This window comes from Magnetospirillum sp. 15-1, from assembly GCF_900184795.1.
GTDB lineage: Bacteria > Pseudomonadota > Alphaproteobacteria > Rhodospirillales > Magnetospirillaceae > Phaeospirillum.
In genome coordinates this window covers 326,403-351,866 of the sequence record NZ_FXXN01000024.1, presented here as the reverse complement: position 1 = coordinate 351,866, position 25,464 = coordinate 326,403, and the positions used below count along the sequence as shown (strand labels likewise).

The window sequence follows — 25,464 nt, the reverse complement described above, 5'->3', positions numbered from 1 at the left end:
CCTGATCGGAGGTACATCATGACCGCATTTCGCAGCCTGATTCCGGCGTTGGTCCTCTCGTTGTGGATCGGCGGAGCCGTGGCGGCCGACAAGCCCGGTTCGCCGTCCGACAATGCCTATGCCGCCGCCACCTCGGCACAGATCGAGACCCTGAAGGTCAGGGCTTCGGCCAATCCCTCCATCAGCGCCACCTCGACCCTGATGGAGGCCGACGACCTGTTGCGCCGCTTCCGACAGGCGCCGGCGGCGGAAAAGGGCGGTCTGCGCGCCCAACTGGACGCCACCCTGGCGCGGGCCGAACTGGAACTCAGCCGAGGGCGTTAATCCGGCAGCTTCGGCAGGGTGAAGACGATGCGGGTGCCCTTGCCCGGCCCGTCGGATTCCGCCCAGATGCGGCCGCCATGGCGCAGGACGATCTTGCGGCAGATGGGCAGGCCGATTCCGGTGCCGCCGCCGTATGCGTCGCGCTGGTGCAGGCGCTGGAACAGCCCGAATATCCGTTCCTCGTAGCCCTTCCCCAATTCGAGGCCGATGCCGTTGTCGGCCACGGTGATCCGCCACAGCTCGGGTCCGTCGGCCCGGCAATCCACGGTGATGCGTACCGGATCGGCACCGTGATACTTGAGGGCGTTGCCGAACAGGTTGAGCAGGACGCGATAGAGTTCCTCGTCATTGCCCATGACCACGGGCATGGGTGAGACGATCTCGATGGTGGCCTTGGCGGCTTCCATCTGGCTGCGCAGGCCGCCGCGCGCCGACATGGCCAGCTCGGACAGGGAAACCGGGCGCATGTCGTGTTCGCCGCGCCCGACCCGGCTGACCTCCAGCAGGTCGCGCACCAGGCAATCCATGCGGTTGGCGGCATCGGTGATGATCTTGACGAATTCCTGTTCCTCGTCGTTCAGCCGGCCTTCCAGCCGCCGGTTCAGCAGCGTGGAGAACGAGGTGACGTTGCGCAGCGGTTCGCGCAAATCGTGGGAGGCGACATAGGCATAGGCTTCCAGGTCGGCGTTTGAACGCTCGAGGGCCTGGTTCTTGTCGCGCAATTGGGCCTCGACCGCCTTGGCCTGGGTGATGTCGGTGTGGAAGCCCAGGACGTAGGGGGTGCCGCCGGGAGGACTGGCGACCTCGAAGGACTTGGCGTGCAGCCAGGCCTCGGACCCGTCGGGGCGGATCACCCGGAATTCCGATTCGTACTCGCCCGCCCCCACGTGCTCCGCCACGAAGGCCATCACCGTGTCGCGGTCCTCGGGGTGGAGCCAATCGACCCACGCGCCGGGATCGGCCATCAATACCTCGGTATCGCGGCCCCACAGGCGGCGGAAGGCCGGGCTGATATAATGAAAGCGGCTGTAATCCAGCTCGGCGATGAAGAATACCTGATCGATGGTCTCGGCCATTTCGCGGAAGCGCCGTTCGCTTTCCGCCAGAACCCGCTCGGCCTGCTTGCGCTCGGAGATGTCGCGCAGAAAGACGAACAGCCGCCCCTCGCCGCCGGGAAAGTACGAGGTGCTGACCTCCACGTCCCAGATCTCGCCGTCACGTGTGCGGTGGCGGGTCTCGAAACGGCGGGCTCTGCCGGCGATGACGTTGGCGATATGGGTGGCGATCTCTCCGCCGCTCTGGGCCGCCTCCAGATCGGGAATGCTCATACCCAGCAATTGGCGGCGGCTGTATCCCGAGCGGGCGGCATAGGCGTTGTTGACCTCGATGATGCGGCCCCGGCGGTCGGTCATCCAGAAGCCGTCCGACGAGGTTTCCACGATGGCGCGGTAGTGCTTTTCGCTGTCGCGGATGGCCAGGGTCATCCTGGTGTTGGCAGCCGACCGGGAATGGCCGCGCCGGGCGATCCAGCCGATGGCCAGCGTCCCCATTACCCATAGGGCGCCATGGGTGGTCTCCATGGTCCGCACCACGCCGGCCTCGCCGGCCAGATAGGGGGCCAGCGGCACCGACACGCCGATGCCGCCCCGCACCTCGCCGTCCTTGAAGCCGAGATGGCCGTGGCATTTCTGGCAACTGGCCTCCATGCGGAACGGCTTGAACAGGCGCATATAGGGGGCTCCGTCGATGTCGGAGACCTCCATCAGCTGATCCTTGCTGCCGTTGGCGAACTGGCGGATGCCCTCGGCTTCCCACGGATCGGCGAGATTGGCCGGATTGAGGGCGACGATGCCGACGATGCGCCCCTTGATGCCGTAAAGCTCGGCATGGTCCTGCATCATCTCGCGCAGCATGTAGGCGGGATTCATCAGGGTCAGGCGCCGCCCGTCATTGGCGACGAGGTCGCGGTCGGGCAGGTGGGCCATCCAGGGGCTGGGGGGCGTCTTCTCGGTGGGTTCCACATAGACGCCGCCGTGGGACGAGGCCCAAAGGCGGTAGGCCACGTCCTTGTTGAAATTGGCCAGGGCGGTGTTGGTGGCCAGTTCCAGGGTGATCTCGCGCTGCTTGGCGATATTCCAGGCCAGCGATCCCCCAAGCAGAAGGCTCCAGGTCAGCAGCCCCGCGGCGGTGTAGCGTATGACCCGGGCCTTGACCTCGGCAAGGGAGGTGACCGTGTCGGAATCCGGCTGCGTAGCGCTCAAATCCTACCCCCGTACGGTACCGCTCCGATCAGCCGACGAGAACCATAGCAAATGTACGGATGCGCGGCATCATGGCATATGGTGACGAAACCTTACTGGGAGCGCTCCCCTGGGATAAACTGCCGGCCATGATCGTTGTCACCGCTTCCATCAGTCTCGACGGGTGCGAAATCGAGGAGACGTTCGTGCGCGCCTCCGGCCCCGGTGGGCAGGACGTCAACATATTCATGACGTCATGGCTGGATGTGGGCGCCTGAGAAAAAGACCAACCATTCTCCGATCCGCTGCCATATATTGCGGCACCGTCATGCTGTGGCTGACATGGCGGGTACGGAGAAAGCAATGGCGGATAAGGACCAGATGGCGGAGCTTCCGTCGCACACCCTCTTGGAGATTATCAAGGTCCAGACCGACATTTCCCGTCTTGGGGTGGATTTCGGCGCTGTCATGACCCTGGTCGCCGACCGGCTGCAGGACCTGACCGGAGCCAAGGGGGCGATCGTCGAGTTGGCCGAGGGTGACGAGATGGTCTACCGGGCCGCAGCGGGAATTGCCCAGTCGCAATTGGGGCTGCGCCTGAATGCCGGCACCAGCCTGTCGGGGCTGTGCATCGCGACCGGGGGCATATTGCAATGCGACGATGTCGAGATCGACCCTCGCGTCGATCTCAACGCCTGTCGTCGGGTTGGAGTGCGCTCCATGGTGGTGGCGCCGCTCTCCCACGAGGGAACGACAATCGGCGTTCTGAAAATTGCCTCGCCGACGCCCCATGCCTTTTCCGCCCAGCATAATCGCGTCCTGGAACTGATTTCCGGGATGGTGGCCGCTCAGATGTTTCATTCGGCGCGTATGGAAAAGGAAGAGCTTTACCGTCTGGCGACCCAGGATGCCCTTACCGGGCTGGCGAACCGTGCCCTGTTCTATGATCGCCTGCGTCAGCGTTTGGCCGAGGCGCGGCGGCGGCAGCAGGGATGTTTCGGCATCGTCAATTTCGACATGGACGGGCTGAAGCCGATCAACGACCAGTATGGTCACGGTGCGGGGGATGCCGCCATCTGCGAGACGGCGCGGCGTATCCGCACCGCCGCACGTGAGACGGACACCGTCGCCCGCCTGGGAGGCGACGAGTTCGCGGCGATCCTGACCAGCATCTGCGGCCGCGACGGCATCGCCAGTTATGTCGATCGCATGGTCGAGACGGTGCGCACTCCTTTCGACTTCCAGGGGCGGTCATTACCCCTCGATTGCTCCTACGGGGTGGCCGCTTTCCCCGAGGACGGCACCGAACTCGAGACGTTGATGGCCATCGCCGATGAGCGGATGTACGAGGTCAAGCGCACCCGGAAGCACCGCTAGGCGCTATCTCCGCTGCCCCGGCGGACGAGTTGTCGCAATTGTCAGTATAAGGCCGCATGATTCCCGTCACCTCCCGCATCAGCCTCGACGAGGCAGAAATCGAGGAAACCTTCGTGCGTTCCTCCGGCCCCGGCGGTCAGAACGTCAGCACGTTCAAGAGGTCATAGCGAGACAGCTCCGGCATCCTGGACGGCGGACGGCGCCCAGGATGCCTCGTTGGGATCGGGCGTCAGCCCGCCTTGCGGTCGCTCATCTCGTCCAGGAACGAACTGACCTCCTGCTTCAGGCTTTCGGCCTGGCTGGACAGTTCGGACGAGGCGTCCTTCACCGCCACGGCGGCGTCGCCGGTCTGGCCGGCGGCCTGGCTGACCTCGTTGATGGACTGACCCACCTCGATGGTGGCCGAGGAGACCTCCTGCATGCTGCGGCTGATTTCGGCGGTTGCGGCGGATTGCTCCTCCACAGCCGCCGCCACCATGGCGGCAATGCTGTCGATCTCGTCGATGCGCTGGACGATGGCCGACATGGCGTTGGCCGAGGTGTTGGCCTCGGACTGGATCGCGGAGATCTGGCGGGTGATTTCGTCCGTGGCCCGCGCCGTCTGGTTGGCGAGATTCTTGACCTCGCCCGCCACCACGGCGAAGCCCTTGCCGGCCTCGCCGGCCCTGGCCGCTTCGATGGTGGCGTTCAGGGCCAGCAGATTGGTCTGCGACGCGATGTCGGTGATCAGGTTCACCACCTCGCCGATTCGCTGGGCGGCGTCAGCCAGGCTGGAGACCATTGCGTTGGTACGGTTGGCATCGTCGGCCGCCGCCTTGCTGGCCTCGGCGGTGCGGGAAACCTGGCTGGCGATCTCGTTGATGGAAGCCGACAACTCCTCGGTGGCGGCGGCGGCGGTCTGCACCCGGTCGCGGGTCAGGTCGGACGCCTGATTGACCTCGCCGCTGCGCTGGATGGTCTGGGTGGCGGTGACCGACATGGTCTCGGACGAGGCCAGCAGTTCATTGGAGGCGGCGGCCAGGCTGGTGAGGAAGCCATGCACGCGACCATTGAACTGCTCGATGGCCCGCTGCTTGCGCACGAAGGCGGCGATGCGGGCCTTGTTTTCGGTCCAGCCGTCCTTGCCCAGATATTCGGCGGCGATCAGCTTTTCCTTGAAGAATTGGACGGCGCGGGCGATTTCGCCAATCTCGTCGCGGGCGGCGGTGGAGGGCACGCTCATGGTGCGGTTGCCCTCGGCCAGGGTGCGCATGACCTGGGTAAGGCGCAGCAGTGGCGGCGCCAGCGATGATTTGAGGGCGATGGCGAACAGGGCGATGGTGATGATGGCGACGACCGAGATCACCACCAGATTGACCAAGGTGCCGGCATTGGCTTCGCGCTCGGCGGCCACCTGGCGGGTCATCTTGGCCGCCATCTCGTCCTCGGCGCTCTTCAGCAGATCGATGCGGGCGGTCTGGGCCGAGAACCAGTCCGGTGCCCGGATGCCGGCGGTGGAGCCGCTGCCGATGCTCGACAGGGCGGCCTTGCGCATTTCGGCAACCTTGTCGACCGCCTCGCCACGAACCTTGTCGCGGACCGTCTTGGCGAAGGAGGGATCGATTCCGGCGGCGAAGGCGTCGTCGAACGCCCGTTGCTCGGCGATCAGGCCGACGAAATTCTGGTACAGCTCGGGGCTAAATTGGCCGGCGGCGAAACCGGCGGCGCCCACGGCGCGCTCTCGCCCGGCGCGCTCCTTGCTCTTGATGAAGTTGACATAGGCCCCGAGATCGCGGGTGACGTCGGCCTCGGTGGCGGCACGGGTCACGACCTCGATCTGTCCGATCAGGGTGTCGACCATCGCGGTGTAGTTTCCCACCATCTGAGCCGGGGGCGACGTCTGGCCGTCGACGGCGCGGCGCAGGTCGGCCAGTCCGGCCAGGGCGGTCTCGGACGCCTTCAGGGTGTCACGCAACTGCGATGACGGATTGCCTGCCAGGGATTGGCGGAAGCCGGCGCTGGCGGCATCGGTGGCGGTGCGCTGGCTGGCCAGTTCGGCCGAGAACTGGGTCCCCTTGCTGCCCAGGAACAGGGCCGAGCCGCCGCGTTCCTTCTGCAGTTCATGCACCAGTGAACTGGCCCGCACGCCGATATTGACGGTGGCGATCAGGTTGTCCTTGGCCCGGATGTCGGCCAGGCCGGTGTTCAGCAGGTTGATGATCTGCATGGCCAGCAGCGCCACAGGAATCAGCGCCAGCAGGGTGATGCGGGTGCCGACCCGGAAGCGGTCCAGCCGGGCAGCCAAGCGTTGCCATGCCCCGGAATCGGGCATGTCCTCCAGTTTGACGTCGCACAGCCCCTTGGCCTGGAACACCTCCCGCAGCTTCAGGTCCTGGCAGACGATGTGGTTGATCAGCCAAGCCTTCATGTATTCCAGCACCTCGCCGGCGAAGTCTTCGTCCTCGCGCAGACCTGCCGCCAACTCTTCAAAGCGGGCACGGGCCATGTCGTGGCTCTGGCGGTGTTCATCGAGATCGGCCGCGCCGGCCTTGGCCATCAGCGCTTCCTCGCGCTCGAGATGGGTGGCCAGATGGTGGCGGAAACCCTCCATTACCCCACGGATCACCTGGGCTCCGCGATTGGCTTCGTGCTCCTCGTGGAGATGGTTGATCAGTTCCGCCAGCTTGCGGTGATCCGCATCCAGCGCGGCGACGCCGATGCTGAGGGAAGAGTTCCATTCGATCAGAGGCATGATGTCCTATCCTTGGCTGCTCATACCTTGATTATGGGGTGGTCGAATGTAAATGTTTATTTATCCTGAATCGTTATACGCAAGATGTAATGGAATAACATGACAAGGGTGTCTCAGGTGAGATTGCTGTGGTGGATAGGTGTGTGATCACTTTTCCGTTGAGTGATTGTGTCGTGTTGGGGTTTTTATGTGCGATATGTGAGCAAAATTGAGACTGCTTCTGATAGAAATTTGCCGATTGCCTAAATTACGGGCACATATAGCTCAATGATTATTTATTGTTCTTTTCGGTGGTGCGCTGGCTGGGCGGAACATTATCCATCCAGCCCGTCTTTGGGGGGTGGCGCTCGTTCGGGCAATCCCGTTGCTGCCGTACGGCTTTTCGTGGCCTGGACGGTGGGCGGGGGCTGGCGCAATATGGGGCCATGATCCCCGTCACCAATCGCATCAGCCTCGACGAATCCGAGATCGAGGAAACCTTCGTCCGGGCCTCCGGCCCCGGTGGGCAGAACGTCAACAAGGTTTCCAGCGCGGTCCAGTTGCGCTTCGACGCGCGGCGCTCGCCGTCGCTGCCCGATGATGTCAGCGTGCGGCTGCAGAAGCTGGCGGGCGGCCGTCTGACCCAGGACGGTGTGATCATCATCACCGCCCAGACCCACCGCAGCCAGGAGCGCAACCGGGCCGAGGCGCTGGCCAAGCTGGTGGAGATGATCCGCGAAGCCGCCAAGCCGCCGCCTAAGCGCCGCCCGACCAAACCGACCAAGGGCTCCAAGGAGCGCCGTCTGGAGAGTAAGGGCAAGCGGTCCGAGACCAAGAAACTGCGGTCGGAACGGCCGGAATAGGCGAGGGGGCGACGTGGCAATTCTCGATACCTTTTACGCCAAGGGGCTGACCAGTCAGGCGGCCTACCGGAACCGGGACGAGGCCGCGTTCTGGATCAGGGCGCGTCGTAATCGCCTGCTGGCGGGATGGGCCTGCGACCTGACGGACGAAGACAGCCAGAACTACCTCCGGCTGTTGCTCGACGCCGATTTCGCCAGGGTTTCCACCTCGGCCACCGAGGGATTCCTGATGCTGAAGATCCGCAACGACCTGATGGGCTTCGGCATCTTTCTCTCTTCCGCCGAGTTGAAGGATGTCTGCCGACGGTTCGAGCAGCAGGCTCTGCTTGAACTGGGAGCGGATACCGGGGTTTAGCCGCCCGGCCGCCACCGATCAGATATTGCACCCAAGACCGCATCCCCCCGGTGATCGAAACGCCGGCGCCCGTTCGGCTGCTTGACTCCATAATCCCAGTAGTCTACAGATTAGTGGACTAAAGGAAGAAGCACGTTGCCTTTGTGTGGAGCTGGAGGGTGCGATGATCGGTTTTCATGAGGATGAAGCGCGGCGTCTGCTGCTGGCGGCCCTGTTCGCGGTGATGCTGGCCCTGGGGCTGGCCGCCCTGATGCCGGGGGCTCAGGCGGCCGAGAGCCGGACCCTGCTCAACGTGTCCTATGACCCGACCCGCGAGCTGTACCAGGCGCTCAACGAAACCTTCGTGCGCCAGTGGAAGGCCAAAAGCGGCGAGGATCTGAAGATCAACCAGTCCCATGGCGGCTCGGGCAAGCAGGCCCGCTCGGTGATCGACGGCCTGGAAGCCGACGTGGTCACCCTGGCGCTGGCCTACGACATCGACGCCATCGCCGATAAGGCCAAGCTGCTGGATGCCGGCTGGCAAAAGCGCCTGTCCTACAATTCCGCTCCCTACACCTCGACCATCGTGTTCCTGGTTAGGAAGGGCAACCCCAAGCAGATCAAGGATTGGGGCGATCTGGTCAAGCCGGGCGTTTCGGTGATCACCCCCAATCCCAAGACCTCGGGCGGGGCTCGCTGGAACTATCTGGCCGCCTGGGGCTATGCGCTCGACCGCAACAACGGCGACGCGGCCAAGGCCCAGGAATTCGTCGCGGCGCTGTTCAGGAACGTTCCGGTGCTGGATTCGGGGGCGCGCGGCTCCACCGTCACCTTCGCCCAGCGCGGCCTGGGCGATGTGCTGCTGGCCTGGGAGAACGAGGCCCATCTGGCGCTGAAGGAGTTCGGCTCGGGCTTCGAGATCGTCACTCCCTCGCTGTCCATCCTGGCCGAGCCGCCGGTGGCCGTGGTCGACAAGGTGGTGGACAAGCGCGGCACCCGCGCCGTGGCCCAGGCCTATCTCGAGTTCCTCTATACCCCCGAGGCCCAGGAGATCATTGCCCGCAACTTCTATCGCCCCCGCGACCCCGAGGTGGTGAAGAAGACCGCCGGCGCTTTCGCCCCGGTCAAGCTGTTCACCATCGACGACGTGTTCGGCGGCTGGACCAAGGCCCAGACCGAGCATTTCTCGGACGGCGGCGTGTTCGACCGCATCACCGCGAAGAAGTAGGGGCGGGGGAATGGCCGTCCCGATTCACCCTCTTGCCCTCAAACTTTCCCTGCCGTGCCGGGTGTCCAGCGTCATTCCGGGCTTCGGCCCGACCATGGGCCTCACCCTGGCCTATCTGTCGCTGGTCGTGCTGTTGCCCCTGGCGGCCCTGGTGATCAAGGCGGCGGGTACCACCTGGGTCCAGTGGGGCGCCATCCTGTCCGATTCCCGGGTGCTGTCGGCGCTCGGCCTGTCGTTCGGCGGCGCCCTGGCCGCCGCGCTGATCAACACGGTGTTCGGCCTGCTGGTGGCCTGGGTTTTGGTGCGTTATCCCTTTCCCGGCCGCCGGCTGGTGGATGCGGTCATCGATCTGCCCTTCGCCCTGCCCACCGCCGTGGCGGGCATCGCGCTGACCGCCCTTTACGCCCCCAACGGCTGGCTGGGCCGGGTGCTGGAGCCGCTCGGCGTCAAGGTGGCGTTCACGCCGCTGGGCGTGGTGGTGGCCATGGTGTTCATCGGCCTGCCCTTCGTGGTGCGTACCGTCGAGCCGGTGCTGCACGACGTGGACCTGGAACTGGAGGAGGCCGCCGCCTCGCTGGGGGCTGGCCGGGTGCAAACCTTCCTGCGGGTGATCCTGCCGTCCATCCTGCCCTCGCTGCTGACCGGCTTTTCCCTGGCCCTGGCCCGAGCGGTGGGCGAGTATGGCTCGGTGATCTTCATCGCCGGCAATCTGCCCGGCGTATCCGAGATCGCGCCCCTGCTGATCGTCACCAAGCTGGAGCAGTACGATTACGTGGGCGCTACCGCCATCGCCACGGTGATGCTGGGGATTTCCTTCTCCCTGCTGCTGGCGGTCAATCTGTTGCAGAAGTGGCGCCGCGCGCGCATGGGGGGAGCATGAGCGAGGCGAAGCCGAAGCGCGGCCGCGTTGAGCGGCCCGGAGCGACCCCGGAGCGGAGCGGAGGGGGAAAGCAGAGGAAAGCCAAGCGGGCCGGAGGCTTGCGCCCGGCGATTGAGGGGCGGAAACAATGAACGCCAATGCGATCCGTGAACCGGCTTTGGTGCGGTGGGGGCTGACCCTGGCGGCCCTGGCCTTCCTGGCCCTGTTCCTGGTGGCCCCCCTGGTCGCCGTGCTGGCCGAGGCCTTCGCCAAGGGTTGGGGCGCCTATGTCCGCGCCCTGGCGGGGGACGATACCTGGTCGTCCATCCGTCTGACGCTGATCGTCGCCGCCATCGCCGTGCCGCTCAACGTGGTGTTCGGCCTGGCGGCCAGTTGGGCCATCGCCAAGTTCGACTTTTCCGGCAAGAGCCTGCTGGTCTCGCTGATCGAGTTGCCGTTCTCGGTCTCGCCGGTGATCTCGGGGCTGGTCTACGTGCTGCTGTTCGGTCTGCAGGGGCTGCTCGGCCCCTGGCTGCTCGAGCACGATCTCAAGGTCATCTTCGCGGTGCCGGGCATCGTGCTCGCCACCATCTTCGTCACCTTCCCCTTCGTGGCCCGCGAGCTGATTCCGCTGATGGAGGAGCAGGGGCGCGAGGAGGAGGAGGCGGCGCTGACGCTGGGCGCCTCGGGCTTCGCCGCCTTCTGGCTGGTGACCCTGCCCAATGTCCGCTGGGGCCTGCTGTACGGCGTCTTGCTGTGCAACGCGCGGGCCATGGGCGAGTTCGGCGCCGTTTCCGTGGTTTCGGGTCATATCCGGGGCCTCACCAATACCATGCCGCTGCATGTGGAGATCCTCTACAATGAATATGATTTCGTCGGCGCTTTCGCGGTCGCCTCTCTCCTCGCCGTTCTGGCCCTTGTCACTTTGGCGGTCAAATCGGCGCTCGAATGGTGGCATCGCGACGAACTTGCCGCGATCGGACATTGAAGGGGCGGGCATTGAAGGATCGGACATGATCGAGGTCGAGAATATCTCCAAGCGCTTCGGCTCGTTCGCGGCGCTGGATCAGGTGTCGCTCCGGGTGGCCCAGGGCAAGCTGGTGGCCTTGCTGGGGCCGTCGGGCTCGGGCAAGACCACGCTGCTGCGTATCCTGGCCGGGCTGGAACAGCCCGACGACGGGCGTGTCCGCCTGGGCGGCGTCGATGCCACCGGGCTGGGGACGCGGGACCGCAAGGTGGGCTTCGTCTTCCAGCATTACGCCCTGTTCCGTCACATGACGGTGGCCGAGAACATCGCCTTCGGCCTGAAGGTCCGGAAGGGCGCCGACCGCCCCCCGGTGGCGGCCATCAACGAGAAGGTCCATACCCTGCTGGAACTGGTGCAACTGGAGGGGCTGGCCGGGCGTTATCCCAGCCAGTTGTCGGGCGGCCAGCGCCAGCGCGTCGCCCTGGCCCGCGCCTTGGCGGTGGAGCCGCGCCTGCTGCTGCTGGACGAGCCGTTCGGCGCCCTCGATGCCCAGGTGCGCAAGGATCTGCGCCGCTGGCTGCGTCATCTGCACGACGAGATGGGGCTGACCGGCGTGTTCGTCACCCATGACCAGGAGGAAGCCCTGGAAGTGGCCGACGAGGTGGTGGTGATGAACAAGGGCCGCATCGAACAGATCGGCACTCCCGCGGAAATCTACGACAGCCCGGCCACGCCCTTCGTCTATCGCTTCCTGGGCAACGTCAACGCCCTGCCGTGCCGGGTGGCCGGCGGTCAGGCCCAGGTGGGCGGCCTGCATATCGGCGAGGGCCGGGCCGACGGCCCTGGGACCGCCTTCATCCGCCCCCATGACGTCGAGGTTCTGGAACTGTCACCCGATCTTCCCCAGGCCAGGGTCAGTCAGGTGATCGTGCTGGGCCCTGTGGTGCGGGCCGAGCTGGAACTGGCCGGCGGCATCACCGTCGAGGCGGAACTGTCGCGCGATGCCAAGGAAAAGCTTGGTCTGCGGCGTGGTCTCGAGGTGTCGGTCTTTCTGCGCAAGGCCCGAATCTTCGTGGGCGACAACATGTAATTCCGGGCCAAGACGGTCCTTATCCGAAATTTCCTGCCGAGCCGGAAAAATCGTGGTTGCCCGAAAACGCGGCTTCATTAGGATGTGCCGCGTGGAAGGGCGGCTTATTCTTCATTCAAGCAGGCGGCATGAACCGACGGATCGGTGAAATCGTAGGGCAGGTTCTGGCGCGTCTTCGTCCCAAGGCGAAGTCGCTGATCATTACCGTCTATGGTGACGCCATTTCCCACCATGGCGGCAGCGCCTGGCTGGGCAGCGTCATCAATCTGGTCGAGCCCCTGGGGCTGAACGAGCGGATCGTGCGCACCTCGGTGTTCCGCCTGTCCAAGGAGGCGTGGCTGTCCTCCATGCAGATCGGCCGGCGCAGCTATTACCGCCTGACCGAGATGGGCCGCCGCCGCTTCGAGGCCGCCCACAACCGTATCTACCATTACAACGGCAAGCCCTGGGACGGACGCTGGACCCTGGCGGTGACCAATATCGACGGCATGGACGCCGAGCGCCGCGATTCGCTGCGCCGCGACCTGGGCTGGCTGGGTTTCGGCCAGTTGGCCAGCGGCGTGCTGGTCCATCCCGATCCCGACCGGAGCGCGGTCCGTCAGGCCCTGGCCGAGGCCGGGGTGCAGGACCGCGCCGTGATGATGACCGCCGCCGCCGAGGACTGGGTGACCCCCGAGGCGCTGCGCGATTTGATCCATACCTGCTGGGACCTGGACCGCCTCGCCGCCGACTACAACGAGTTTCTCGACACCTTCCGTCCCCTGTGGCAGGCGCTGTCCGGCAATGGTGAACTGGACCCCCAGATGTGCTTCGTGGTCCGCACCCTGCTGATGCACGGCTATCGCCGCGCCCTGCTGCGCGACCCCATGCTGCCCGACGAGTTGCTGCCCGCCCACTGGCCGGGAACCTCGGCCCGGGTGCTGTGCCGCAACCTCTACCGTCTGGTCCAGTCGGCGGCCGAGACCCATGTCATGGGCATGCTGGAAACCGCCGAGGGCCCGGTGCCCGAGGCCCATCCCGCCTATTACACCCGCTTCGGCGGGCTGCAATCGGCCGACTGACCTCTTTTCCGTCCTGATTGACCGCCATACGCACCGGCCGCCATGCCGGTGCGTATGGCGTTTTTGCGCCTGATCGCCGATCCGGATGGCATAGGGCGCCTATGTCTAGATGTGCAAAGTTACGCAAAAAATTTGACTTTCTGTCAAAAAATGCATTACGACGTTAAAAAACGCAGTTCGCCGGCCGTGGAGGTCGAGGGGGCGCGACCGGGGAGCATCGCCGCGATTGCGGCGTCGGATCAGGAGAAACGTCATGTCCGTCGAGACCAAATCTGTCCCGACTTACTGCTACAACTGCGTCGCCGGTCCCGACCTGATGTGTGTCACGGTTGAGGATGGCGTCGCCGTGGCGGTGGAGCCCAACCACGCCGGCAAGGGCATCCACCCCGCCGACGGGCGTCCCTGCGTCAAGGCCTACGGCCTGGTGCAGAAGACCTACAATCCCCACCGGGTGCTCACCCCCATGAAGCGGACCAATCCCAAGAAGGGCCGCGACGAGGACCCGGGCTTCGTCCCCGTCACCTGGAACGAGGCCCTGGACATCGTGGCCGAGAAGCTGCGGGGCGTGCGCGAGAAGGGGTTGCTCAACGAGCAGGGCATGCCGCGTCTGGCCGCCACCTTCGGTCATGGCGGCACGCCGGCCAATTACATGGGAACCTTCCCGGCCTTCCTGGCCGCCTGGGGACCCATCGATTTCAGCTTCGGCTCGGGCCAGGGCGTCAAATGCGTCCACTCCGAGCACCTGTACGGCGAGTACTGGCACCGCGCCTTCACGGTGGCGGCCGACACGCCCAACGCCAATTTCATCGTGTCGTTCGGCACCAACGTGGAAGTGTCGGGCGGCCCCTGCGGCGTGCGCCGCCACGCTGATGCCCGCATCCGGGGCATCAAGCGGGTGCAGGTCGAACCCCATCTGTCGCCCACCGGCGCCTGTTCGGCCGAATGGGTGCCCATCCGCCCCAAGACCGACCCGGCCTTCATGTTCGCCATGCTGCACGTCATGCTGCACGAGGCGCCGAGGACCGCCCTGGACCTGCCTTTCCTGCGCGACCGCACCGCGTCTCCCTATCTGGTGGATGACGAGGGCTGGTACCTGCGCGACGAGGCGACGGGCGAGCCGCTGATGTGGGACACCGTGACCGGTGGACCGGTGCCCCACGACCATCCCGGCGCGGTTCCCGCCCTGGAGGGGACCTTCACCGTTCCCGTCGCGGTGGCCAAGCTGCCCGACGGCGAGATGGCGCGGCGCGAGAACGCTGCCGCCCGGCCGGCCTTCACCATGCTGGTCGAGGGCATGCGCGGCTATACCCCGGAATGGGCCGAGACCATTTGCGACGTCCCCGCCCGGGTGGTGCGCAAGGTGGCGCTGGAATACCTGGACAACGCCTGCGTCGGCCAGACCACCGAGGTGGACGGCAAGGTTCTGCCCTATCGCCCGGTGGCGGTGACGCTGGGCAAGACGGTCAACAACGGCTGGGGCGCCTATGAGTGCTGCTGGGCGCGTACCGTGCTGGCCACCCTGGTGGGCGCGCTGGAGGTGCCGGGCGGCACGCTGGGCACCACGGTGCGCCTCAACCGCCCCTACGAGAACCGGCTGAAGAGCGTGAAGCCCGGCGAGGACGGCTTCATGAACGCCCAGATGAACTCGACCAGGAAGGGCGGCTGGGCCGAGAAGCCCAAGGGCCGCAACGCCCACACCACCCTGATTCCCATCGTCGGCGATTCCAGCTGGGCCCAGGCGCTGGGGCCGACCCATCTGGCCTGGATGTTCCTGAAGGAGGCCCCCGAGGGCTGGGAGCCGCCCGAGCCGCCCGACGTGTGGATCGCCTATCGCACCAATCCGGCCGTGTCGTTCTGGGACACGGTCCAACTGAGCGGCAACATGGCCAAGATGCCGTTCGTGGTGTGCTTCGCCTACACCATGGACGAAACCAACCACATGGCCGACGTTCTGCTGCCCGAGGCCACCGACCTGGAAAGCACCCAGCTGATCCGGGCGGGCGGCTCCAAGTTCGTGGAACAGCACTGGGAGCACCAGGGCTTCGTCCTGCGCCAGCCGGCGGTGGCGCCGCGCGGCGAATCCCGTGACTTCACCTGGATCACCACCGAACTGTCGCGCCGTGTCGGCTTGCTGGAAAGCTACAACCGGGGCCTCAACAAGGGCTTCGCCCTGGTGCCGCTGAAGGGCGAGAACTACGACTTCACCCTGGCCGAGGATCAGGTCCACGACGTGGACACCATCTGGGACGCGGTGTGCAAGGCGGCCACCGCCGGCGCCACCGGCGGAGCCGAGGTGCATGGCCTGGACTGGATGAAGGAGAACGGCTTCTTCATGCAGCCCTTCGCCCGCGAGGACTGGTATCTGCACGCCACCATGGTGGAAAAGGGCCTGCGCTACGAGTTGCCCTATCAGGAGCGCCTGATGCGGGTGGGCGAGGAACTGCGCCGCCGCCTGCACGAGGCCGGAATCCAATGGTGGGACGAGCAGTTGGAGGAATACCAAGGAATCCCCCACTGGCACGACGTGCCCGGCCGCTGGGTCAAGGCGGTGGAGAGGGCGGGGGCCACGGCCGAGGACTTCCCGTTCTGGGGCATCACCACCAAGACCATGCCCTATACCACCGGCAACAACGCCGGCATCCCGCTGATGAACGAGGTGGCGGGCAATCTGCGCGGCCACGGCTCGGTGATCATCAATGCCACCTCGGCGGCCAAGCTGGACATCAAGCACGGCGATTGGGTGGAGGTCAGCTCGGTGGTGGGCCATACGCGCGGCCGCGCCGCCCTGGTCCAGGGCTGCCGCCCCGACACGGTGGTCATTCCCGGCCAGTTCCAGCACTGGAAGACGCCCTATGCCAAGGACCTCAACTTCCCGTCGCTCAACACCATCACCCAGATGTCGCTGGAACTGACCGACGCCACCGGCTCGGGCGCCGACGTGGTGCGGGTGGCGCTGCGCCGTGTCGACGGTCCTCTGTCGGAAGGAGAGGCGGCATGACCCGCTACGTCATGGTCGCCGACCTTCGGCGCTGCGTCGGCTGCCAGACCTGTACGGCGGCCTGCAAGGAAACCAACGGCACGCCGCCCGGCGTGCAGTGGCGCAAGGTTCTCGACATCGAGGCCGGGCAATATCCCGACGTGCGGCGCATCTTCCTGCCCACCGGCTGCCAGCATTGCGACGAGCCGCCCTGCATGGAGGTCTGCCCCTCGACCGCGACCAAGAAGCGGGCCGACGGCATCGTCACCATCGATTACGACATCTGCATCGGCTGTTCCTACTGCGCCGTCTCGTGCCCCTACGAGGCCCGCTACAAGGTGGATTCCGCCGAATACGTCTATGGCGATGGCCCTATCTCCCAGGAAAAGGCCCGTCTGGCCCAGCAGAAGATCGGCGTCGTTACCAAATGTACTTTCTGCGTCGACCGTATCGACGCGGGGGTCGCGGCGGGCAAGGTGCCGGGCGTTCACCCCGAGGCCACCCCGGCCTGCGTCAATTCCTGCCTGTCGGGGGCGCTGCGCTTCGGCGACAAGGATGATCCGGACAGCGCGGTGTCGCGGCTGATCGCCGAAAACAAATGGTTCCGCCAGCACGAGGACGAGGGCACGGGACCGGGATTCTATTACCTGTGGGACGGAGGACGGCCATGAGGCAGATGATCACCGCCCGGCTGCAGCGGAGCTGGGACCTGCGCGCCGCCGGCAACTTCATCGGCGGCGGCGCCGGCACCGGTCTGGTGCTGGCCGCCACCGTGGCGACGCTTTCCACCGGGGCCGATCTGCGCCTCATCCTACTGGCCGGGCTGGTCCTGATCGGGCTGGGCCTCGCCATGGTGTGGCTGGAGATCGGCAAGCCCTGGCGGGCGCTCAACGTGTTCTTCCACCCCCAGACCTCGTGGATGACCCGCGAGGGTATCGTCGCCGGACCGCTGATGGCGGCCGGCGGAGCCTACTGGCTGTTCGGCCATCCGCTCCTGCTGCTGCCGGCGGCGGGGCTGGCCGCCGGGTTCCTGTACTGCCAGTCGCGCATCCTCAAGGCCTCGCGCGGCATTCCCGCCTGGAAGCAGGCGGAGATCGTCCCGCTGATCATCGCCACCGGGCTGGCCGAGGGGGCGGGGCTGCTGGCCCTGCTCGCCGAGCCCACTCCGGTGGTCCTGGCCTGGGCCCTGGCGGCCGGGCTGGCGCGGGAAGCGGCCTGGGTGCTGTACCGGCGCGGCCTCGTGGCCTCGGGTGCCGCCTCGGGGGCGCTCGGTATCTTCGCCTCGCCCCCGGCCCAGGCGGCGCGGTGGGCGCAGTGGCTGGCCCTGGCCCTGTGGGTCGCGGCCCTGGCCGGTCTGCCGGTCGCTCCGCTGGCCGGCCTGCTGGCGGCGGTATCGGGCTGGGCGATCAAGGCGCTGCTGATCACCCGCGCGGCTTTTACCCGGGGGGCCTCGGTCCCCCATGCCCCGGTGCGCGGACGCGGTCTGCCCATGGCGTTGGGAGGGCGGTCATGAGCAAGCACATCGACGGTACCTCGCATGTGGCGGCGGTGCGCCTGGACCGTTCGGTGGTGGACGAGGAAATGTGCTCGGTGATCACCGAGGACACCCTGACCATCAACGTCGAGGGGGTGGGCACCTATACCCTGATGTGGACCCCCACCGGCGGCGGCGCCCGGGCCATGGCCTATACCCCGGCCGACGGCATCCTGGGCGAGGCCGGCGTCGCCGAGCCCCTGGCCATGGCGGTGGGCTTCCTGTTCACCGAGGGCATCATCGAGACGGTGGCGGACCTGCGCGCCGTGGCCTTCTGCCCCGACGACGCCAAGGTGGTGACCGCCTATCTGGCCGAAACCGCCAGCCCGCGCACCCGCCGCCGCGACGTGATCATGAACAGCTCGTGCGGAGTGTGCGGCGAGGGCGGGCGGATCGAGGACCTGATCGCCGGCCTGCCGCAGGCGGGCGAGGGCATGGTGGTCGATACCGCCACCCTGCATCGCCTGATGGCCGAGATGGGCCGGCGCCAGACGGTGTTCGCCGCCACCGGCGGCGCCCATGCGGCGGCGGTGTTCGACGGGGCGGGCCGTATCGTCGCCAGCGCCGAGGATCTGGGACGTCACAACGCCCTGGACAAGGTCATCGGCCGCTGCCTGCTGGACGGCATCGATACCTCGGCCTGCGGCGTGCTGCTGTCGTCGCGTCTCAGCCTGGAGATGGTGACCAAGGCGGCGCGGGCCCGCTTCCAACTGGTGGCGGCGGTGTCGGCCCCCACCTCCCTGGCCGTCGAGGTGGCCGAGCGCCGGGGCATCACGCTGTGCGGCTTCCTGCGCGGCGACCGCTGCACCGTCTATGCTCACCGCCGGCGCATCGGGGAACTGCGCGGCTGGGTGAACTGATTTTTCCAAGCCCCTCGGTCCTCGGGCATGTGCCTTGAGCCTGCCGGCCTTTGGCAACAAGATTGTTTGCTAGGTAAACAATCTTGTTGCCAAAGTCGTTGACCTGGTCAACAATGCCCGGAAATGGAATGAGGGTATCGCCATGCCGGGCAGCCAGGTCGACATCGCCGAGACGGAAGAGGGAACGGGAACCTCGTTCGGTCCCATGACCGACGAGCTGGGTTTCCACCTGCGCCGCGCCCAGGTGGCGGCCTTCAAGCATTTCGCCCATACCGTCACCGCCACCGAGGGCATCACGCCCGGCCTTTACGGCATGCTGCAGGTGATCGCCAACAATTCCGGCCTGACCCAGAGCGCCCTGGCCGAGGTGATGGAGGTGGACCGCTCGTCCATCGTCAAGGTGGTCAACGCCCTGGAGGACAAGGGGCTGATCCGCCGCGACGCCGCCCCCAACGACCGCCGCTCCTACCATCTGCGCATGACCGCCGAGGGCAAGCTGGCGCTCCACCGCATCGAGGAGGCGGTGGCCCGCCAGGACCGCGACTTTTCCGCCGGGTTGTCCGAGGACGCCCGGCGCCTTCTGATCAGCCTGCTCAAGCGTCTGTACTAACAACAAGACCCAAAGCTTCCGAGGGAGGAAGACCTTGAAAAGCATCCTGCGATTGACCCTTAACGGCCGTGCCCGCGAGGATCTGGTACCCGAAAACATGCTGCTGCTCGACTACCTGCGCGAGGTGAGCAATCTCACCGGCACCAAGCAGGGCTGCGACGGCGGCGAGTGCGGTGCCTGTACCGTTCTGGTGGACGACCGGCCGCGCCTTGCCTGTTCGACGCTGGCCCATCAGGTGGCCGGCAAGAAGGTGGAGACGGTGGAAAGCCTGGCGACCCAGGGCACCATCTCCAAGCTGCAGGCCGCCTTCCACGAGAAGCTGGGCACCCAGTGCGGCTTCTGTACGCCGGGCATGCTGATGGCGTCCGAGGCGCTGCTGCGCAAGAATCCCGATCCGAGCCGCGATCAGATCAAGGACGCCCTGGCCGGCAATCTGTGCCGCTGCACCGGCTATGTGAAGATCATCGAATCGGTGGAAGTGGCCGCCAAGGCGCGCTGCGCCTGTCAGGAGGCGGCGGAATGAGCCCGAAATTCCCGAAGAACGGCACGGTCGGCGCCCGTACCCCCCTGATCGACGGCGTCGAGAAGGTGACCGGCAAGGCCAAGTACACCGCCGACATCGCCGCCCCCGGCGCCCTGGTGGGGCGCATCTTGAGGAGCCCCGTGGCCCATGCGCGCATCGTCTCCATCGACACCTCGGCGGCCGAGGCGCTGGACGGCGTGTTCGCTGTCTGCACGGGGGCCGAAACTCCGGTCCCCTACGGCGTGCTCCCCATCGCCGAAAACGAATACCCGCTGGCCCGCGACAAGGTCCGCTATCGCGGCGATCCTGTGGCCGCCGTCGCGGCCGTCGATGAACTGACCGCGGAAAAGGCGCTGGGCCTGATCAAGGTCGAGTACGAGGTGCTGCCCGCCTACATGACGCCCAAGGCGGCCATGAAGGAAGGCGCCGTCGCGCTCCACGACGACAAGCCCAACAACATCCTGCGCGAGGTCCATGCCGAGTTCGGCGACGTGGAGGCCGCCTTTGCCGAGGCCGACCTGATCCGCGAGAAGGTCTACACCTTCGCCGAGGTCAACCACGTCCACATGGAGCTGAACGCGACGCTGGCCGAATACGATCCGGTCCGCGACATGCTGACGCTCAACACCACCACCCAGGTGCCGTACTACGTGCATCTGAAGGTGGCGGCCTGCCTGCAGATGGACTCGGCCCGCATCCGGGTGATCAAGCCCTTCCTGGGCGGCGGGTTCGGGGCGCGCACCGAGGCCCTGCACTTCGAGATCATCGCCGGCCTGCTGGCCCGCAAGTCCAAGGGCACGGTTCGCCTGATCCAGACCCGCGAGGAGACCTTCATCGCCCATCGCGGCCGTCCGTGGACGGAAGTGAAGATGAAGATTGGCCTGAAGAAGGACGGCAAGATCGCCGCCCTGGCCCTGGAAGCCACCCAGGCGGGTGGTGCCTATGCCGGCTACGGCATCATCACCATCCTTTATACCGGCGCGCTGATGCACGGCATGTATCACATCCCGGCCATCAAGCACGACGCCTGGCGCGTCTACACCAACACGCCGCCCTGCGGCGCCATGCGCGGCCACGGCACGGTCGATACCCGCGCCGCCTTCGAGGCGCTGTTGACCGAGATGGCCGAGGAACTGGGCATCGATTCGCTCAAGATTCGCCAGATCAATATGATCGAGAAGATTCCCTACACCACGCTTTATGCCCAGAAGGTCATGAGCTACGGCGTCCCGGAATGCCTGGAGAAGGTCAAGGCCGCCTCCGGCTGGGCCGAGCGCAAGGGCAAGATGCCCAAGGGCCGCGGCCTGGGCATCGCGCTGTCGCACTTCGTGTCGGGCACCTCGACGCCCAAGCACTGGACCGGCGAGCCCCATGCCACCGTCAACCTGAAGCTCGACTTCGACGGCGGCATCACCCTGCTGACCGGCGCCGCCGATATCGGCCAGGGCTCCAACACCATGGCCTCCCAGGTGGCGGCCGAGGTTCTGGGCGTGCGATTAAACCGTATCCGGGTGATCTCGGCCGACAGCGCGCTGACGCCCAAGGACAACGGCTCTTACTCGTCGCGCGTCACCTTCATGGTGGGCAACGCCTCCATCTCGGCGGCCGAGGAGTTGAAGGCCGTCCTGGTCAAGGCGGCGGCCAAGAAGCTGGACGCCCGCGAGGAGGACATCGAGGTCATCGACGAGGTGTTCATGGTGGCCGGCAGCCAGGACCCCGGCCTGACCTTCCAGGACGTGGTCAAGGCCGCCCTGATCGACACCGGCACCATCACGGTCAAGGGCACCTATACCTGCCCGACCGAGTTCCAGGGCGACAAGAAGATCCGCGGCAGCGCCATCGGCGCCACCATGGGCTTTTGCTATGCCGCCCAGGTGGTCGAGGCCAGCGTCGACGAGATTACCGGCCGCGTCACCGCCCACAAGGTGTGGGTGGCCGTGGACGTGGGCAAGGCGCTCAACCCGCTGGCCGTCGAAGGACAGACCCAGGGCGGCGTGTGGATGGGCATGGGCCAGGCCCTGTCCGAGGAAACCCGCTGGGACGACGGCAAGATGATGCACGGCAACATCCTGGACTATCGGGTGCCGACCATGGCGGAGAGCCCGGATATCGAGGTGATGATCGTCGAAAGCATCGATCCCAACGGGCCGTTCGGCGCCAAGGAGGCCTCCGAGGGCATGCTGGCCGGCTTCCTGCCGGCGGTGCACGAGGCGGTCTACGAGGCGGTGGGCGTGCGCGCCACCAAATTCCCCTTGAGCCCAGAGACCATCACCGAACTGCTTGACGCGAAGGAAGCCGCAGAATGAACATCCTTCCCGATTTCCGCACCCTTCGCCCCGCGTCCCTGAACGATGCGGTGGCCGCCCTGGCCACCGGGGGCGAGCCCCTGGCCGGCGGTACCGACCTGCTGCCCAACCTGCGCCGTGGCCTGGGCAAGCCCGAGACCCTGGTGGATCTCACCGGCATCAACGGCTTTGCCGCCATCTCGGTGGGAACCGACGGCACGTTGCGCATCGGCGCCGGTGCCACCCTCGAGGCCATTGCCGAGGATGCCCGCATCCTTGCCTCCTGGCCGGCGGTGGCTCATGCCGCCTCCCTGGTGGCGGGGCCCAGCCACCGCGCCGCCGCGACACTGGGCGGCAATCTGTGCCAGGACACGCGCTGCGTATTCTATAACCAGTCCGAGTGGTGGCGGTCCGGCAACGGCTTCTGCCTCAAATACGAGGGCGACAAGTGCCACGTGGTGGTCAAGTCCGACCGCTGCTACGCCACTTATCACGGCGACGTGGCTCCGGCCCTGATGGTGCTGAACGCTTCGGTCGAGATCGCCGGGGCCAAGGGCGTGCGCCAGATCGCCATCGCCGACCTGTTCCGCGAGAGCGGGGCCGAGCACCTGACCCTGGAGCAGGGCGAGGTCCTGGCCGCCGTGGTGGTGCCGCCCGCCACCGGTTGGGTGGCGGCCTATTCCAAGGTCCGCGTGCGCGACGCCATCGACTTCCCCCTGGCCGGAGTGGCGGTGGCGTGCAAGCGTGACGGCAACGCCATCGCCGGCCTGCGCGTCGCCATCACCGGCACCAATTCGGCGCCGCTGATGGTTCCCACCGACGCCCTGTGGGGCCGCCCGTGGAACGACGAGACCGCCGAGGCCCTGACCCAGGCGGTGCGCAAGGTCTCCAATGTCCTGAAGACCACGGTGGCGGGCGTCAAATACCGCCGTCGTGTCCTGCTGGCGGTCGCCCGCAAGCAGATGGACGACCTCTGGGGCGGCAAGTAGGGAGAAACGCCATGTGCCTCGACGCCATCAAGTGCGACCCCGCCGACATGGCCGCCGATGATTGCGAGGTGCTGGCCACCGCGCTCAAATGGATGGACGAAGGCCGCCGGGTGGTCATGGCCGTGGTCATGGCCACCTGGGGCTCGGCGCCGCGCTCCATCGGCTCCTACATGGCGGTGGACGCGGACGGTACCTTCGCCGGTTCGGTGTCGGGCGGCTGCGTCGAATCCGCCGTCATCTCCGAGGCCCGCGAGCTGGAACCGGGCGAGGCGCCCCGGCAACTGGCCTTCGGTGTCGAGGACGAGACGGCGTGGCAGGTGGGCCTGCCCTGCGGCGGCAACATCCGGGTGGCGGTGTTCAATCCCGAACGCGATCTGCTGGAGGAGGCGGTCAAGCAACAGGCCTCGCGCCAGCCGACCGCCCTGGTCCTCGACCTCGCCACCGGCGCCCAGGCGCTGCTCGGCGAAGAGAGGGTGGACGGTTCACTCGCCCTGGACGAGACACGGCTGGTGGCCGCCCAGATCCATCTGCGGCAGGGAACCTGCGGCGTGGTGGCGGACGACGTTTTCGTGCGGACCCACGAGGCGCCGTGGACCCTGATCATCGGTGGGGCGGTCCATATCAGCCAGGTGCTGGCCGGCATGGCGCGGCAGGCGGGTTTCGCCGTCACCGTGGTCGATCCCCGCCGGGCCTTCGCCGACGAGGCGCGCTTTCCCGGCATCACCCTGATCTGCGGCGAGCCCGACGAGGTGCTGGCCGGCATCACCATGGACCGCCGCACCGCCGTGGTCAGCCTGACCCACGTGCCGCGCCTCGACGATGCGGCGCTGAGGGCGGCGCTGGGCTCGGAGGCTTTCTATATCGGCGCCCTGGGCAGCACCCGGACCCATGCCAAGCGCTGCCAGCGCCTGGAAGACCTGGGGCCGGCGCTTTCGCGCATGGCCGCTCCGGTGGGCTTCGATATCGGTGCCCGTACCCCGGCCGAGATCGCCGTCTCGGTCCTGGCCGAACTCATCGCGGCCCGGCGCGGCAAACCCATGCGGGCGCGCTGAAGCACCCGGCTTTAAAAGCCGAAAGAAGGGCCGGGGTAAATGCCCCGGCCTTTTCTATTGCTTGACCAAGGTGTAGTCGATGGCGTCCTCGGCGGCGCGGACCAGGGCGCGGGCCTTGTTCATGCACTCCTCGTGCTCGGACAGCGGCACCGAATCGGCGACGATGCCGGCGCCGGCCTGGACGTACATGGTGCCGTCCTTGACCAGGGTGGTCCGAAGCGCGATGCAGGTGTCCATGTTGCCGTTGCCGTCGAAATAGCCGATGGCGCCGGCATAGAACGAGCGCCGCTCGGTCTCCAGCTCGTCGATGATCTCCATGGCCCTGATCTTGGGAGCGCCCGAGGTGGTGCCCGCCGGGAAACCGGCCATCAGGGCGTCCATGGCGTCGCAGCCCTCGCGGATGCGGCCCTCGACGTTGGAGACGATGTGCATGACGTGGGAATAGTACTCCACCGCCATCTTCTTGGTGACCTCGACCGAGCCGATGGAGGCCACCCGGCCCACGTCGTTGCGGCCCAGATCCAGCAGCATCAGGTGCTCGGCCAGTTCCTTGGGATCGGCCAGCAGGTCGGCGGCCAGCTCCTCGTCCTCGAGGGCGGTCTTGCCCCGGCGGCGCGTGCCGGCGATGGGGCGGATGGTGACCTTGTCGTCACGCAGGCGCACCAGGATTTCCGGGCTGGAGCCCACCAGCTGGAACTCGCCCAGGTCGAGGAAGAACAGGAACGGGCTGGGGTTCAGCCGGCGCAGCGAGCGGTACAGCGAGAAGGGCGGCAGCCGGAACGGCACCGCCAGGCGCTGGGACAGCACCACCTGGAAGATGTCGCCGGCGGCGATGTATTCCTGCGCCTTTTCCACCATGCGGCAGTAATGCTCGGGCGAGACGCTGGGCACCGGGATGGGCTGATGCTCGTCGCGGGGAAAGCCCACATAGGTGTGGGGCAGGGGGCTTTCCAGGGATTCCACGATGTGTTCCAGGCGCTCCCAGGCCAAATCCCAGGCGGCCTGGGCATCCATGCCGGCCCGCGGCCAGACCGGCGCCACGGCGGTCAGGGTGCCATTGACGTTGTCGAACACCGCCATGATGGTCGGGCGCATGAAGATGCCGTCCGGCACCTTGATGGGATCGGGATTGTCGTCGGGCAGCTTTTCCGCCAGCCGCACCATGTCGTAGCTCATATAGCCGATCAGGCCGGCCGACATGGGGGGCAGGTGGGCGGGCGTCTCGATACGGCTTTCCGCCACCAGGGCGCGCAGGCTGTCCAGGGCCCCCGATTCGGCCGCTACCGGACAGGGCTGGAACGAGCCGGTCTTGGACCGGGCGTTGCGGTTGATCCATGCCTCGTTGCCGACGCACTTCCACAAGAGATCGGGCTTCATCCCCAGGATGGAGTAGCGGCCGCGCACCGCGCCGCCTTCCACCGATTCCAGCAGGAAGGCGTTGGGCTGGCCGTTGGCCAGCTTCAGGAAGGCGGAGACCGGTGTCTCCAGATCGGCCACCAAAACCCGCCAGACCACCTGGGGCTTGCCGCTGTCGTAAGCTTCGGCAAAGGCGGAGAAGTCGGGCTGGTGAGTCATGATGAG

The 25,464-nt window shown here is 66.6% G+C and carries 22 protein-coding genes; 19 read left to right on the top strand and 3 right to left on the bottom strand.

The genetic code is table 11. The features are described from left to right. The first annotated feature begins 18 nt into the window (after positions 1 to 18). A complete protein-coding gene (locus CP958_RS12900) occupies positions 19 to 324 on the top strand; it encodes a hypothetical protein (protein ID WP_096702347.1) in 306 nt (101 codons plus the stop codon). On the opposite strand, the gene CP958_RS12895 is transcribed toward CP958_RS12900, so the two are convergent. Beyond that, positions 321 to 2,585, bottom strand: coding sequence for a PAS domain S-box protein (locus CP958_RS12895; RefSeq protein ID WP_096702346.1), 2,265 nt, complete (start codon positions 2,583 to 2,585; stop codon positions 321 to 323). The genes CP958_RS12900 and CP958_RS12895 overlap by 4 nt on opposite strands. 59 nt (positions 2,586 to 2,644) lie before the next feature. On the opposite strand from CP958_RS12895, the gene CP958_RS27475 reads away from it, so the two are divergent. Continuing rightward, on the top strand, positions 2,645 to 2,842 hold the full coding sequence (locus CP958_RS27475; RefSeq protein ID WP_096702345.1) for a hypothetical protein: 198 nt from the start codon (positions 2,645 to 2,647) through the stop codon (positions 2,840 to 2,842). An 85-nt stretch (positions 2,843 to 2,927) separates the two neighbouring features. Next, positions 2,928 to 3,941 (top strand): sensor domain-containing diguanylate cyclase, encoded by a 1,014-nt coding sequence (locus CP958_RS12885; RefSeq protein WP_096702344.1) that lies wholly within the window; start codon positions 2,928 to 2,930, stop codon positions 3,939 to 3,941. A gap of 229 nt (positions 3,942 to 4,170) precedes the next feature. Here the strand turns inward: CP958_RS12885 and CP958_RS12875 are convergent, their stop codons facing one another. Next, entirely contained in the window at positions 4,171 to 6,672 is a 2,502-nt protein-coding gene (locus CP958_RS12875) for a bacteriohemerythrin (protein ID WP_096702343.1), read from the bottom strand. 425 nt (positions 6,673 to 7,097) lie between these two features. Here CP958_RS12875 and arfB point away from each other — a divergent pair, with 425 nt between their 5' ends. From arfB to CP958_RS12795, 16 genes are all read left to right on the top strand, one after another. Next, the gene (arfB, locus tag CP958_RS12870) at positions 7,098 to 7,514 is read left to right on the top strand and encodes an alternative ribosome rescue aminoacyl-tRNA hydrolase ArfB (protein WP_096702342.1); all 417 of its coding nucleotides are present in this window, start codon (positions 7,098 to 7,100) and stop codon (positions 7,512 to 7,514) included. A 13-nt stretch (positions 7,515 to 7,527) separates the two neighbouring features. After that, on the top strand, positions 7,528 to 7,869 hold the full coding sequence (locus CP958_RS12865) for an ATPase inhibitor subunit zeta (RefSeq protein WP_096702341.1): 342 nt from the start codon (positions 7,528 to 7,530) through the stop codon (positions 7,867 to 7,869). 163 nt (positions 7,870 to 8,032) lie between these two features. Continuing rightward, on the top strand, positions 8,033 to 9,076 hold the full coding sequence (locus tag CP958_RS12860; protein ID WP_096702340.1) for a sulfate ABC transporter substrate-binding protein: 1,044 nt from the start codon (positions 8,033 to 8,035) through the stop codon (positions 9,074 to 9,076). A gap of 10 nt (positions 9,077 to 9,086) precedes the next feature. Further along, a complete protein-coding gene (cysT, locus tag CP958_RS12855) occupies positions 9,087 to 9,956 on the top strand; it encodes a sulfate ABC transporter permease subunit CysT (protein ID WP_096702339.1) in 870 nt (289 codons plus the stop codon). A gap of 127 nt (positions 9,957 to 10,083) precedes the next feature. Then, entirely contained in the window at positions 10,084 to 10,923 is an 840-nt protein-coding gene (cysW, locus tag CP958_RS12850) for a sulfate ABC transporter permease subunit CysW (protein WP_096702338.1), read from the top strand. 25 nt (positions 10,924 to 10,948) lie between these two features. Beyond that, complete coding sequence (locus CP958_RS12845; protein WP_096702337.1) at positions 10,949 to 11,992, top strand: sulfate/molybdate ABC transporter ATP-binding protein; 1,044 nt, start codon at positions 10,949 to 10,951, stop codon at positions 11,990 to 11,992. A 128-nt stretch (positions 11,993 to 12,120) separates the two neighbouring features. Then, positions 12,121 to 13,053, top strand: coding sequence for a phenylacetic acid degradation operon negative regulatory protein PaaX (gene paaX / locus CP958_RS12840; protein ID WP_096702336.1), 933 nt, complete (start codon positions 12,121 to 12,123; stop codon positions 13,051 to 13,053). 253 nt (positions 13,054 to 13,306) lie between these two features. Continuing rightward, positions 13,307 to 16,051: a molybdopterin-dependent oxidoreductase gene (locus CP958_RS12835; protein ID WP_096702335.1), complete on the top strand. Its 2,745-nt coding sequence runs from the start codon at positions 13,307 to 13,309 to the stop codon at positions 16,049 to 16,051. Further along, complete coding sequence (locus tag CP958_RS12830; RefSeq protein ID WP_096702334.1) at positions 16,048 to 16,701, top strand: 4Fe-4S dicluster domain-containing protein; 654 nt, start codon at positions 16,048 to 16,050, stop codon at positions 16,699 to 16,701. The genes CP958_RS12835 and CP958_RS12830 overlap by 4 nt, the downstream gene beginning before the upstream one ends. After that, complete coding sequence (locus CP958_RS12825) at positions 16,698 to 17,543, top strand: dimethyl sulfoxide reductase anchor subunit (protein ID WP_096702333.1); 846 nt, start codon at positions 16,698 to 16,700, stop codon at positions 17,541 to 17,543. Before CP958_RS12830 ends, CP958_RS12825 begins: the two co-directional genes overlap by 4 nt. After that, positions 17,540 to 18,424: a formate dehydrogenase accessory sulfurtransferase FdhD gene (gene fdhD / locus CP958_RS12820; RefSeq protein WP_096702332.1), complete on the top strand. Its 885-nt coding sequence runs from the start codon at positions 17,540 to 17,542 to the stop codon at positions 18,422 to 18,424. The genes CP958_RS12825 and fdhD overlap by 4 nt, the downstream gene beginning before the upstream one ends. A gap of 142 nt (positions 18,425 to 18,566) precedes the next feature. Beyond that, positions 18,567 to 19,034, top strand: a complete 468-nt coding sequence (locus tag CP958_RS12815) for a MarR family transcriptional regulator (RefSeq protein WP_096702331.1) — start codon at positions 18,567 to 18,569, stop codon at positions 19,032 to 19,034. 34 nt (positions 19,035 to 19,068) lie between these two features. Beyond that, positions 19,069 to 19,557 (top strand): 4-hydroxybenzoyl-CoA reductase subunit gamma, encoded by a 489-nt coding sequence (gene hcrC / locus CP958_RS12810; RefSeq protein WP_096702330.1) that lies wholly within the window; start codon positions 19,069 to 19,071, stop codon positions 19,555 to 19,557. Continuing rightward, on the top strand, positions 19,554 to 21,863 hold the full coding sequence (gene hcrA / locus CP958_RS12805) for a 4-hydroxybenzoyl-CoA reductase subunit alpha (protein WP_096702329.1): 2,310 nt from the start codon (positions 19,554 to 19,556) through the stop codon (positions 21,861 to 21,863). Before hcrC ends, hcrA begins: the two co-directional genes overlap by 4 nt. Beyond that, the gene (hcrB, locus tag CP958_RS12800; protein WP_096702328.1) at positions 21,860 to 22,831 is read left to right on the top strand and encodes a 4-hydroxybenzoyl-CoA reductase subunit beta; all 972 of its coding nucleotides are present in this window, start codon (positions 21,860 to 21,862) and stop codon (positions 22,829 to 22,831) included. The genes hcrA and hcrB overlap by 4 nt, the downstream gene beginning before the upstream one ends. Before the next feature lie 11 nt (positions 22,832 to 22,842). Continuing rightward, on the top strand, positions 22,843 to 23,883 hold the full coding sequence (locus tag CP958_RS12795) for an XdhC/CoxI family protein (RefSeq protein ID WP_096702327.1): 1,041 nt from the start codon (positions 22,843 to 22,845) through the stop codon (positions 23,881 to 23,883). A gap of 54 nt (positions 23,884 to 23,937) precedes the next feature. Here the strand turns inward: CP958_RS12795 and trpE are convergent, their stop codons facing one another. After that, on the bottom strand, positions 23,938 to 25,458 hold the full coding sequence (gene trpE / locus CP958_RS12790; RefSeq protein ID WP_096702326.1) for an anthranilate synthase component I: 1,521 nt from the start codon (positions 25,456 to 25,458) through the stop codon (positions 23,938 to 23,940). Positions 25,459 to 25,464: the final 6 nt, after the last annotated feature.

Bases quoted from the DNA above. Each gene is read 5' to 3' on its own strand.
- CP958_RS12900 (WP_096702347.1), top strand. From the start codon at position 19: ATGACCGCATTTCGCAGCCTGATTCCGGCGTTGGTCCTCTCGTTGTGG.
- CP958_RS27475 (WP_096702345.1), top strand. From the start codon at position 2,645: ATGCGCGGCATCATGGCATATGGTGACGAAACCTTACTGGGAGCGCTC.
- CP958_RS12885 (WP_096702344.1), top strand. From the start codon at position 2,928: ATGGCGGATAAGGACCAGATGGCGGAGCTTCCGTCGCACACCCTCTTG.
- CP958_RS12875 (WP_096702343.1), bottom strand. From the start codon at position 6,672: ATGCCTCTGATCGAATGGAACTCTTCCCTCAGCATCGGCGTCGCCGCG.
- arfB (WP_096702342.1), top strand. From the start codon at position 7,098: ATGATCCCCGTCACCAATCGCATCAGCCTCGACGAATCCGAGATCGAG.
- CP958_RS12860 (WP_096702340.1), top strand. From the start codon at position 8,033: ATGATCGGTTTTCATGAGGATGAAGCGCGGCGTCTGCTGCTGGCGGCC.
- cysT (WP_096702339.1), top strand. From the start codon at position 9,087: ATGGCCGTCCCGATTCACCCTCTTGCCCTCAAACTTTCCCTGCCGTGC.
- cysW (WP_096702338.1), top strand. From the start codon at position 10,084: ATGAACGCCAATGCGATCCGTGAACCGGCTTTGGTGCGGTGGGGGCTG.
- CP958_RS12845 (WP_096702337.1), top strand. From the start codon at position 10,949: ATGATCGAGGTCGAGAATATCTCCAAGCGCTTCGGCTCGTTCGCGGCG.
- paaX (WP_096702336.1), top strand. From the start codon at position 12,121: ATGAACCGACGGATCGGTGAAATCGTAGGGCAGGTTCTGGCGCGTCTT.
- CP958_RS12835 (WP_096702335.1), top strand. From the start codon at position 13,307: ATGTCCGTCGAGACCAAATCTGTCCCGACTTACTGCTACAACTGCGTC.
- CP958_RS12830 (WP_096702334.1), top strand. From the start codon at position 16,048: ATGACCCGCTACGTCATGGTCGCCGACCTTCGGCGCTGCGTCGGCTGC.
- CP958_RS12825 (WP_096702333.1), top strand. From the start codon at position 16,698: ATGAGGCAGATGATCACCGCCCGGCTGCAGCGGAGCTGGGACCTGCGC.
- fdhD (WP_096702332.1), top strand. From the start codon at position 17,540: ATGAGCAAGCACATCGACGGTACCTCGCATGTGGCGGCGGTGCGCCTG.
- CP958_RS12815 (WP_096702331.1), top strand. From the start codon at position 18,567: ATGCCGGGCAGCCAGGTCGACATCGCCGAGACGGAAGAGGGAACGGGA.
- hcrA (WP_096702329.1), top strand. From the start codon at position 19,554: ATGAGCCCGAAATTCCCGAAGAACGGCACGGTCGGCGCCCGTACCCCC.
- hcrB (WP_096702328.1), top strand. From the start codon at position 21,860: ATGAACATCCTTCCCGATTTCCGCACCCTTCGCCCCGCGTCCCTGAAC.
- CP958_RS12795 (WP_096702327.1), top strand. From the start codon at position 22,843: ATGTGCCTCGACGCCATCAAGTGCGACCCCGCCGACATGGCCGCCGAT.
- trpE (WP_096702326.1), bottom strand. From the start codon at position 25,458: ATGACTCACCAGCCCGACTTCTCCGCCTTTGCCGAAGCTTACGACAGC.